This window comes from Frankia sp. CgJB1 (assembly GCF_977947065.1).
In genome coordinates, this window is record NZ_CDWTNB010000145.1 from 1 (window position 1) to 9,984 (window position 9,984).

Annotated in this window: 7 protein-coding genes and 1 pseudogene; 5 read left to right on the forward strand and 3 right to left on the reverse strand. The window is 69.5% G+C overall.

Annotated elements, in window-relative coordinates; translation table 11 throughout:
* Nucleotides 1-918: 918 nt before the first annotated feature.
* Nucleotides 919-2,061 (reverse strand): ROK family protein, encoded by a 1,143-nt coding sequence (locus AC08OT_RS15415; protein ID WP_476602960.1) that lies wholly within the window; start codon nt 2,059-2,061, stop codon nt 919-921.
* Nucleotides 2,062-2,685: 624 nt separating this feature from the next.
* Here AC08OT_RS15415 and AC08OT_RS15420 point away from each other — a divergent pair.
* The 4 genes from AC08OT_RS15420 to AC08OT_RS15435 all read left to right on the forward strand — a co-directional run bounded on the left by AC08OT_RS15420 (nt 2,686) and on the right by AC08OT_RS15435 (nt 6,940).
* On the forward strand, nt 2,686-4,083 hold the full coding sequence (locus AC08OT_RS15420) for a hypothetical protein (protein ID WP_476594139.1): 1,398 nt from the start codon (nt 2,686-2,688) through the stop codon (nt 4,081-4,083).
* Nucleotides 4,084-4,615: 532 nt separating this feature from the next.
* A complete protein-coding gene (locus AC08OT_RS15425) occupies nt 4,616-5,245 on the forward strand; it encodes a hypothetical protein (RefSeq protein WP_476594138.1) in 630 nt (209 codons plus the stop codon).
* A 27-nt stretch (nt 5,246-5,272) separates the two neighbouring features.
* Nucleotides 5,273-6,091 (forward strand): vWA domain-containing protein, encoded by an 819-nt coding sequence (locus tag AC08OT_RS15430; protein WP_476594137.1) that lies wholly within the window; start codon nt 5,273-5,275, stop codon nt 6,089-6,091.
* 54 nt (nt 6,092-6,145) lie between these two features.
* On the forward strand, nt 6,146-6,940 hold the full coding sequence (locus tag AC08OT_RS15435; RefSeq protein ID WP_476594136.1) for a hypothetical protein: 795 nt from the start codon (nt 6,146-6,148) through the stop codon (nt 6,938-6,940).
* Between the two features lie 91 nt (nt 6,941-7,031).
* On the opposite strand, the gene AC08OT_RS15440 is transcribed toward AC08OT_RS15435, so the two are convergent.
* Both AC08OT_RS15440 and AC08OT_RS15445 read right to left on the reverse strand, forming a co-directional pair.
* Entirely contained in the window at nt 7,032-7,994 is a 963-nt protein-coding gene (locus tag AC08OT_RS15440; protein WP_476594135.1) for an electron transfer flavoprotein subunit alpha/FixB family protein, read from the reverse strand.
* 13 nt (nt 7,995-8,007) lie between these two features.
* Nucleotides 8,008-8,793 carry an electron transfer flavoprotein subunit beta/FixA family protein gene (locus tag AC08OT_RS15445; protein WP_476594134.1) on the reverse strand — a complete coding sequence of 262 codons (786 nt, stop codon included), beginning with the start codon at nt 8,791-8,793 and terminating at the stop codon, nt 8,008-8,010.
* Between the two features lie 658 nt (nt 8,794-9,451).
* Between AC08OT_RS15445 and AC08OT_RS15450 the strand changes: the two are divergent.
* Nucleotides 9,452-9,984 (forward strand): annotated as a pseudogene (locus AC08OT_RS15450) (transcriptional regulator); the annotation flags it as partial.

Below are 9,984 nucleotides of genomic sequence, written 5' to 3' on the forward strand. Positions count from 1 at the left end.
AGATCTCCACCCTCGGGGCTTCATTCTGGCACTTTTTTAATTTACTCGGCTTGTCCGGCAGTGTCAAATCGCTTCTTTATTGTGCGAGATGTTCACGTTCGAAAAGACCTTACCTTTCTGCGCGCTCCAGACGCTCGCGTTCAAAGCGATTGCCCGGAACCTCTTTTCTAGACTATGAGCTTTGGCTTGATTGTGTCAAATCACTCCGGCCCGGTAGTTAACCCACCCACTTGCCGGCGTTTGCCGCTCTCGTACCTTATCGCACCGTCCGCGGCCCGTTTCCTCGGGGGGTCTGCGCCCCCTCGGAGGAGATCTGGTCCTGCGCGACGCCCGGCTCCCGGAGGAGTTCGGTGGGCGACTAAGAGGAACTATACACGAGTCCGGGCACGGCGAGCGGACACGAGAGCATAACTTTCTGGCACCGTCGGTCGACAGTGCGCGATCCCCAGCCCTGGTAACATCCGGGCCCCCGGGCCGATTCCCTCCCTCGCCGAACCGCTGCCGAGGCCTACCTCGTCCCTCGTTCACCGGTGCCGTCCACCCGCCGACGGAGGCACCGGTCCCGGTGCCGGGGTACCCCGGTCAGCGATCCCCAAACCACCCGGACCGCCGATCCTCGCGGTCCCTCCGCCTGCCTCCTCACCTGCCTCCCGCGTCTGCCCGGCCGCGAGGCCGGGCAGACGCGCCGGCGCGGCATGTTTGAGGAGGAAGCGGATGAGCGTGAGCTCCTGGTGGTACCGCTCAGCGGCACCGAGCAACGGCGGCACCGAGCAAGACGGGCGCCCCGAGCCTCGAGCGAATCCCCGACGCAGGTCCGCCCGCCCGGGGCGAGCGGGACACCAGGCGAGACCGGCGCACCAGGCGACGTCGTAGGAGACCTCGCAGGAAACGTCGTAGGAAACGTCGTACCGGCCGGTACTAGCCTTCCCAGGCGTACCGCTCCGGCGCGAGGATGAAGGCGCCGGCCCCCCGAAGCGCGATCCGGCTGGGATCGGAGCTCCGTCTGATCTGCATCCGCCGGGTGAACGCCAACCCCGTGTGACGATCGAAACTGGCCGACAGCGCGTCCCAGAAGATCGGGCCGGACTGCGCGAACCCGCCAGCCACCACGGCGGCCTCCAGATCGAGCAGGCTCGAGCAAGAGGCCAGTCCGGCTCCCACCGCGACACCCGCGCGGGCGAGGGCCCGCCGGGCGACGCCATCACCAGCCCGTGCCGAGGCTGCAAGCACGCGACCGTTGGCCGGCTGTTCCCCCGAAGGCACCCAGCCCCCCGAAGGCACCCAGCCCTCGCCGATCGCCCAGGCCACCGTCCGTGGACCCGACGCGAGCGCCTCCAGACATCCACGTCCCCCACACGGGCAGGGGGGTCCGTCGGCCTCGTGACCGATATGGCCAGCATTGCCGGATGTGCCGTGCAGCAACCGGCCCCCGAGAACCAGGCCACCTCCGACGCCGGTGGAGACGGTGACGGCGAGCATGTTGCGCACGCCACGGCCCTCGCCCATCCAGTGCTCGCCGGCGGCGAGGGCGACGGCGTCGTTGTGGACCAAGACCGGGCCGCCCGGGTATGCGTCCCGCAGCCGCGCCCGCAGCGGGAATCCCCGCCAGGCCGGAATGTTCAACGGGGAGACCTCGCCGACCGGCCAGTCCATCGGACCGCTGCACCCGCAGCCGAGTCCCGCCATCTCGTCCGGACGCATCCGCGCCGCGGCGAGTGCCTCGTCGAGGCAGTCCTGGACGACGGCGAAGACCTCCTCGGCATCGATCCCCGCAGCCCGGGCCGACGCCGGCCCAGCGCCGTCCGGATCAGGCGAAGCAGCTGAAACCGGTGAAGCCGGCCGCGGGACCGGCATGGAGCGACGGGCCTGAGCGACGATCGTGCCGTCCCCCGCGACGACACCGGCGGCGATCTTGATTCCCCCGATGTCGAGGGCGAGCGCGAAGGTCTTCCGGCCATCCGCACGCGCCGGCTCCGCACCCGCGGGCTCCTTGCCCGACGCGCGGACGTCCCGCGGCCCGTCCGCCTCCCATGGCTGGAACGCCTCCTGCGACTGGGACATCGTCCTGGCGCCTCTCTGCTCGCCGATCGACCGTCGGTACCTCATGAAACCCGGCCGTAACTGAAACCCGGCTGTGACCCGTCCGCCCTCGGCAACCCCTCCGACCTTCCGACCTTCCGATCATCGGAAACCGGCCCGGAGGCCGGCACCCACCACCGGTACCAACCTGGTCGCTCCCCGACCTGGAGCGACGGAAGAGGTGGAGCGTAACCCGCGATCGGCCCGCACCGCCGCCAGGCTCGGATACCCGGCGCCGCGAGTAGGACGTGCACGGCTCCGGCCACCCCGAGTTCCGCCCGCCCGCACCCCTCCCGCCCGCACCGACCTCGGCCCCCGAGAAACGCGGAACCCGTCGGTACGAAACCCGGCAGGCCGCCACGGCCCGGTCCCGATCCGTCGCAAACCCGACCCCCTGCGAACCCGACCCCCTGTGAAATTGTGGGATTGAATGGTTGGGGCGGCCGGCGACAAGCCGATCCCCGATCGCGGTCGCCTTCCGCGAAGAAACCATCCTGAGGCGGGATCACGGCGATCACCTGAGGTCCACGGGCTTCTTGGCCGCCGAGCACATGGACAAGCCGATCCACGGTCGGCTAATGTCCGACAGGCAAGGACGATCACCGGTTGAACGACGGTGGCGGTTACTTCCGACGGTCCGTCCCAGGGGGAAGCGGCGTGCTCGGCGCGGGAGTTTGGCCGAATGGTGGCCAGTTCGAGGCGGCGGTCTCTACTGGCGCGGAGGTATTCACGGATCCACGGCTGCGGACCGCCCGGTTCGAACGGGACGCTTTCGGTGCCCCGGTGCAGGTCACCGGCGAGTCGGCGGTCGTTTTCTTCGGAGCGGCGACGGGCAGTGCCTTCGCGCTGCGCTGTCCGACCCGGCCGCTGACCGGCGGAGCCGAACGCTACGCGGCGGTAACGAATCATCTACGTCGTCATCGAGTGCTGTCGGCCTTTCCGAAAGCCGAGTGGGTCGCGCAGGGAGTGCGGGTCGGCGAGAAATGGTGGCCGGTGGTCGTCATGGACCAGGTCCAGGGCACCACCCTGCGGACCTACGTCCGCCAGCACCTCGCCTCTCCGGAAGCGCTGCATGACCTCGCCGCCGAATGGAAGCTTCTACTCGGTGAGATGAGCAAGGCCGAGATCGCCCATGGCGATCTGCAGCACGGCAACGTGTTCGTCACCGAACAAGGTTCAGTACGCCTCGTGGATCTGGACTCGGTCTGGGTCCCGACGGTCGCGCACCTGCCGCCGGACGAGCATGGACATCGCCACTACCAGCACCCCCGCCGGCAGTCGACGGGCTACTGGGACCGCCGCGTCGACACCTTCCCGGGTCTCGTCATCTACCTCTCGGTGCTGGCAGTCGCCGCCGACCCGGCCCTGTGGGAAGAGTTCCACCGCGACGAGAACCTCATCCTGAGCGCGTCCGACCTCGCCCAGCCCGACCACACGCCGATCTGGTCACGACTCGCCGCAAGCCGGGACGGCGAGGTCCGTCGGCTCGTCCCGCTGCTGCGGCGCTTCTGCCTCGGGCCGCCGGCGGTTGACGTCGATTTGCCGACGCTGCTACGCGACGCCGACAGCGCCCTGCCGGACGCTCCTGTCAGCGAGGCGGTCGCGCCGTCCCTCGGCGCGGGGAGTTCCTGGTGGGAACCGAGCCAGGCGTCCGTCCCGACGAAGCCGATCGATCCCAGCCAGGGCTGGGCGACCCCGCCGACCCCACCCTCTCCGTCGGCCACCCCAGGCGCCCCAGCGGCGGGACGGAATCTCTGGGACGCGACGACCAGGATATCGCCGAACACCGGTCCCTCGGCGGGTCAGGGCGGCACGGCCGCGGGCGCCGGTGGTGCCTCGGATTCCAGCCAGCCCGGCGCGACCTCCGCGGCCGGCGACGGGGCACAGCAGGCATCGCCCCCCGGATCCACGCCGAACCGCGGCTCCGGGTCGCGCACGGCGGCTCTCGTCCTCGCGGCCCTAGCTATCCTCGCACTCATCCTGATCATCCTCACCGTTGGTTGATACAGGACGACCGAAGGCTCGAGACACTCGAGACAACCGAAGGGAGGCGGCATGGCGCCGTCAGGCGGGCCGGACGACACCGCGTGGCCGAGCCGCCACCAGCGGATCATCGGGGTCTGCATCCTCGTGGCCGCGGTCACGATCGCCGTCGTCGGCCTGATCTCGGGCGGAGGCGGAACGGCTCCGTCGCCGATCAGGATCCTGGTGACGACCTCCGCCGACCAGGCCCTGCGGGCGGCCGGCGGCGACGACGTCGACCAGGTGATACCCGTGGCGTCGTCGGCGCCGCGGCCGGACGAGCCCGAGCTGTTCATCCAGTACAAGGTGCGGGCCGGGGAGACCCGGGAACAGATCGCCGCGGCACTCGGGGTCAATCCGGACGCCGTGGCCGATCACTCGCTCAAGGACGGTGAGCTGCTCCACGTCCCGCTCCCGCCCCGATTCACCCGCGGCACGGGGGAGGACGGCCCGGCCTTTACCCCCTATAATCCCGCCCGCGGCGTCGTCCACGGCCGGCGTCCCGTCGCTCGGGGTGCCGGCCGCCGACGTCCCCCGGCTCGCCGAGGTCGGCGCCCGGCTGCTCGTCGCCGTCGGTCCGGGCGCCCGCCCGGACGTCCGCAAGGTGGCCGAGGCACTTCCGGACACGGTCGAGGCGATCGGTGACGACCGCAAGATCCTGGTGCCGGCCACAGTGCACGATGGCACCTACGGCCCCGGCCGGATCGGCACCGCGCTGCGCTGGCTTCTGATCTTCGCGGTCGGCCTCGCCGTGGTTCCGCTGGCCGGCTTCATCCACGCCGTGACCGGTCGCGGCACCTACCCGGAACCGGCGTTGCCCGGGGACTTCCAGCCGGCCGACTTTCAGCCGACTCGGTACCCGCGGCCGGCACCGCCGGTCCCGGCCTCCCTGGGACCGGCCCATGAGCGCGCGGGCGCCGCCGTCCACCCGATCGGAGTCGAGGTGATCGATCGGCGGACGCTGCTGGAGGACCCGCAGTGCTCGTGCGGGAGCGTCCAGGTCGACGCGTCCTACGCCTGCCGCGCATGTCCGAACTCATGGCGGGTGGCCGCCGGCGAGCCCTGGCCGGACATCCTCCCGACGAACCCGGCGGGCGATCCCCCGGGCGCTCTCTCCGCCGACGACCACCTCCCCCGGTACTGATCCGATTCCTGAGGAAGCGCGACGCCCATGCCCTACACCAAGCAGATCGACCGGCGTGCCCCGGGCTGCTTCATCTTTCTGCTGGACCAGTCCGACTCGATGAACTACCCGATCGCCGGGCGTCCCGGCATCTCCAAGGCGCAGGCCCTCGCCGACATCGTCAACGACACCCTCGCGATGATCATCCGTCGGTGCAGCAAGGAGCGCGGCGAGGGTCCGCGTCCCTACTACGACATCGCCGTGCTCGGCTACAGCGGCGCGGAGGCCCGCTCACTGTTCACCGGAGCGCTCGCCGGCCAGTGGCTGGTCTCGGTACCGGACCTCTTCGCCTCCGTGTTGCGCCGGGAGGAGCGTCACGGCTCCTCGATGCCGGTGTGGTTCGAACCGTTCGGGGCGGGCCTCACCCCGATGTGCGCCGCCCTCGATATGGCCGGGAGCCTCGCCTCCGGCTGGGCCCAGAACCACCAGGACTCCTTCCCGCCGATCATCATCAACATCACCAATGGAGCCGCCACCGACGGCGAGCCCGAGAAGGTGCAGATGTGGGCCGACCGGCTACGGTCACTGCGCACCGCGGACGGCAACCTGCTGCTGTTCAACATCAGCATCTCCGCGGTCGTGCAGACCACCACCACCTTCCCCGCGGCCGAGTCCGAGCTGTCTGACGAGTGGGCTCGCGGGCTGTTCCGGATGTCGAGCGAGCTGCCGCCGCTGATGCGCACCGCGGCGGAGCGCCTGGGCGTGCAGACCCGGCCCGGCGCCCGGGGATTCGTGTCCAACGCGACACCCGACACGATCGTCCTCGCCCTCACCGTCGGCACCCAGGTGGCTCAGATCGACGCCTGAGTGGAGCGGTGGGCCGACGGCGGCGGTGGGTCCCGAGGAAGGAGAGGTGCGGGAGTGCGGGTCACGGGCCGGGTGCAGGTGTGGCTGCCGAAGAACAGCGGCTATGTCTCCGAAGACGCGACGATGGTAAGCACGGCGCGCCGGCGGGCAGCCGTCGCGGATGGCGCGTCGGAGGGGGTCGACGTACGGCGGTGGGCAAACCTGCTGGTCACGCGATACGTCAACACGCCGCCGCCGATCGGGGCCTCGGCCGAGGGCATCTACGAATGGTTCCGCGAGACGATCAGGATCTGGAACCTGAGGCCGCCGACGGTGGATCCCGACGACTGGCGGTTCCAGGGCGTCGGTGCGACGGAAGCGGCGTTCGCCACGTTTCTTGGACTGCAGTTCAGGAGCGAGGAGAACGAACACGACGGCCGGCTGGAGTGGGAGGCGATCGCGGTCGGCGATTCCTGCCTGGTCCGGGTGCCCTCGCCGACGGCCATCCTGGCGGGCGCGCAACCCGAGTTCTTCCCGTACTCCGCATCGGCCGCCTTCACGAGCACCCCCGACCTGGTGCCCAGCGACCTCGGGCGGGCCCGTCGGCTCGCGCCGACCGGGGAGGGCTGGCCGGTGCGGGTGCGGCGAGGCTTCGCCGAGGCGGGGGAGGTCTTCCTGCTCGGCAGCGACGCGATCAGCAAGTGGCTCTACACCCTGCCCTGGACCGATCCGGAGGTCTGGCGGCGACTTCCCGACCTGCGCAAGCCGAACCTGGAGGGGCTCGCCCACCAGCTCAAGGACGCGGGCGAGATCGACCACGACGACCTCACGCTGGTGGTGCTCCGGGTGCGCGAGGACCCGCGGGGGTGACGCACAGGCATGGATCCTGAACGACGGCCGGGCGCCACCCTCGCCGAGACGAGTGGACGCCCGGCCGTGGCCGGTCCGCGGGATCGATCGATCAGCCGGCCTTGCGCTTCTCGATCGCCTCGATGAGCTGCGGGACGACGTTGAACAGGTCGCCGACCAGCCCGTAGTCCGCGAACTCGAAGATCGGCGCTTCCGGGTCCTTGTTGATCGCGACGATCGTCTTGGACGTCTGCATCCCGGCCCGGTGCTGGATCGCGCCGGAGATGCCGACCGCGATGTAGAGCTGCGGGGACACCGTCTTGCCGGTCTGCCCGACCTGGTTCTGGTGCGGGTACCACCCGGCGTCGGTGGCGGCACGCGACGCGCCGACCGCGGCGCCGAGGGTGTCGGCCAGCTTCTCCACCAGGGTGAAGTGCTCGGCGGCGCCCAGACCGCGACCACCGGAGACGACGACCTGGGCCTCGGTGAGGTCCGGGCGGCCGGACTTCGCCTCGACGACACGGTCGACGATCTTAGCCCCCTTCGCGGCGTCGGAGATCGCGATGTCCACCGTCTGCTCGGACAGCGTCACTGGGGCGGCCTCGGACGCCGTCGAGTTCGGCCGGACGACGACCACCGGAACACCCTTGACGACCTTCGACGTGACGATCGTCGAGCCGCCGAAGATACCCTGGGTGGCGACCAGGTCGGGGGCCAGCGCGACGGCGTCCCAGATCAGGCCCGAGTCGGTCTTCGCGGCGACGCGGGCCGCGATCTCCCGCGAATCCGCGGTGGCGGCGACCAGTACGGCGGCCGGCGACGCGTCCGCGACCAGCTTGGCCAGCACCTCCGCCGCCGGCGCGCCCACGTAGCCGACGACGTCCTCCGACTCGACGACATAGACCCTGGCGGCGCCATACTGCGCGAGGTACTCCTTGGCCTTCGCATAGGTGCCCGGCGCTCCGAGGAACACCGCGGCGGGCTCGCCGAGCGAACGGGCGAGCGTCAGCAGTTCCGCGGTGACCTTCTTGGGTTCACCATCGGCGTGCTCGACGAGCACGAGAACTTCAGCCATCGGACAAAACCCCTCAGATAAGCTTCTGCGCCGCGAGGAACTCCGCGACCTTCGTGCCGCCGTCGCCCTCGTCCTTGACGATCGTGCCACTCGACCGCGGCGGCGCGGGCTCCGAGGCAACGACCGTCGACGTGGCGCCGGCCAGCCCGACGGCACCGGCGTCCAGACCCGCGTCCGCGGCGGACAACGTCGTCAGCGGCTTCTTCTTGGCCGCCATGATGCCCTTGAACGAGGGGTAACGCGGCTGGTTGATCTTCTCGACCACGGCGACCACGGCCGGCAGGCTCGCCTCGACCAGGGCGTAGCCGTTGTCGGCGAGACGCTCGATCGTGACCTTGCCCGCGGCCGGGTCCACCGTGACCTTGCGGGCCTGGGTGAGCTGGGGAAGGGCCAGCCGCTCCGCCAGCAGGGCACCGATGACGCCGCCACGGGCATCGGAAGCCTCGCTGGAGGTGATGACGATGTCGGGTGACAGCATGGAGATCACCTTCGCCAGCGCGGCGGACGTCGCCAGCGCGTCCGACCCGTGCAGCGAGTCGTCCGTCAGATGCACGGCCTTGTCCGCACCCATCGACAGGGCCTTGCGGATCGTCTCGGCCGCCTTGGCCGGTCCCATCGTGACGACGGTGACCTCGCCCCCGTGCGCTTCTTTGATCTTCAGGGCCTCTTCGACCCCGTACTCGTCCATCTCGTTCATGACGTTGTCGACACTCTTACGGTCGACGGTCTTGTCCGCGGCGTCGAGCTTCTTCTCCGCCCAGGTGTCAGGAACCTGCTTGACGGTAACGACGATGTTCACGCCTTGGGGCCTCCGTAGCCAACATCCGATGTCAGTGCTCTCGACATCGTCGCATCTGGGGCGCTCACACGCTCAGTGATCTGACGACGTGACGCGGACCGCAGTACGCCCCTGACCTGGACAGCCGGGCCGAAACCGGGTGGCGACTACGCCTCGTCACGGAGCCTAGTCCGTCCGGCCGGGCGGAATCATACCCCCGGCCGGATGCATCGTCACGGCCGCTTCCCCCCAGAGCGGGACAAGACGCCCCCGATGACGATCCGTCCGGGCCCCTCTCCGGCCCTCCGCGTCCCCCGGGGCGTGCAGACGCGCCATGCAGATGTATGTGCAGAAAATGGATCCGCCGCTTTCCGTAACCGATTGAGATATTCCGCACCTTCTTTTACCGGTCATCCGGGGATCCGCTAGAGGCATCGGTCCCGACTCGTCGTGCATTCCGGCCGGGTTATGCACACCCTCTTCCTTACAAGGTGACTGCTCGGCTACTTTCTGCCCAAGAGATGCGCAAGGCACCGACATTGTGGATTTAAGAATTCGTAATGAAGTAATTAATGCAAGCCAATATGCGTCTTCGCAGGTCACGGGCTCGCGAGGACCCCGAAATGAACAAGTTATTTCATTCCGAATCCTAAGTCATCTTTACCTCGACGGGGGACACATGTCGAATACGTCGTCTGAAGATCCCTCTCCCGTGACCCAGTTCGCGCGCCTGCTGCGGGAGGCCGGGGTATCCGACACCCGGTTCGCCCGGCAGGTGAACGCCCGCGCCCGCCATCAACGCCGGATCGAACTGGGCCTGGCCAGGACCACCGTCGGTCACTGGCGTCGCGGGATGCGGCCGCGTGACCCGATGGTCGCCGAACTCGCGGCGGCCGAGATGTCCGCGGCCCTGGGATACCCGGTCCGGCCGGTGGATCTGGGCTGGCGCGGGGAGTCCTATGAACGCGACGACCTCGGGCTGTCGAGCTCGAACGCACCCACCGAGACCCTCAGCACCCTTGCCGGACTATCGGGACGGGACATGCGGCGACGCGACCTGTTACACGACGGAACGGCCTTCATCGCATCGGCCTTCGCCGATCCGGTCCTCTCCAGCCTCACCGGAGTGGTTGACCGGATCATCGGGCCGGAACCGACGGGAGCCTCCGCCGGCACCGTGATCCGGGATATGACCGAGACCTTCCGCCGTGT

What these genes read in the sequence shown, in the direction of transcription:
- AC08OT_RS15440 (WP_476594135.1), bottom strand. Translation starts at nt 7,994, where the DNA reads ATGGCTGAAGTTCTCGTGCTCGTCGAGCACGCCGATGGTGAACCCAAG.
- AC08OT_RS15430 (WP_476594137.1), top strand. Translation starts at nt 5,273, where the DNA reads ATGCCCTACACCAAGCAGATCGACCGGCGTGCCCCGGGCTGCTTCATC.
- AC08OT_RS15415 (WP_476602960.1), bottom strand. Translation starts at nt 2,061, where the DNA reads ATGTCCCAGTCGCAGGAGGCGTTCCAGCCATGGGAGGCGGACGGGCCG.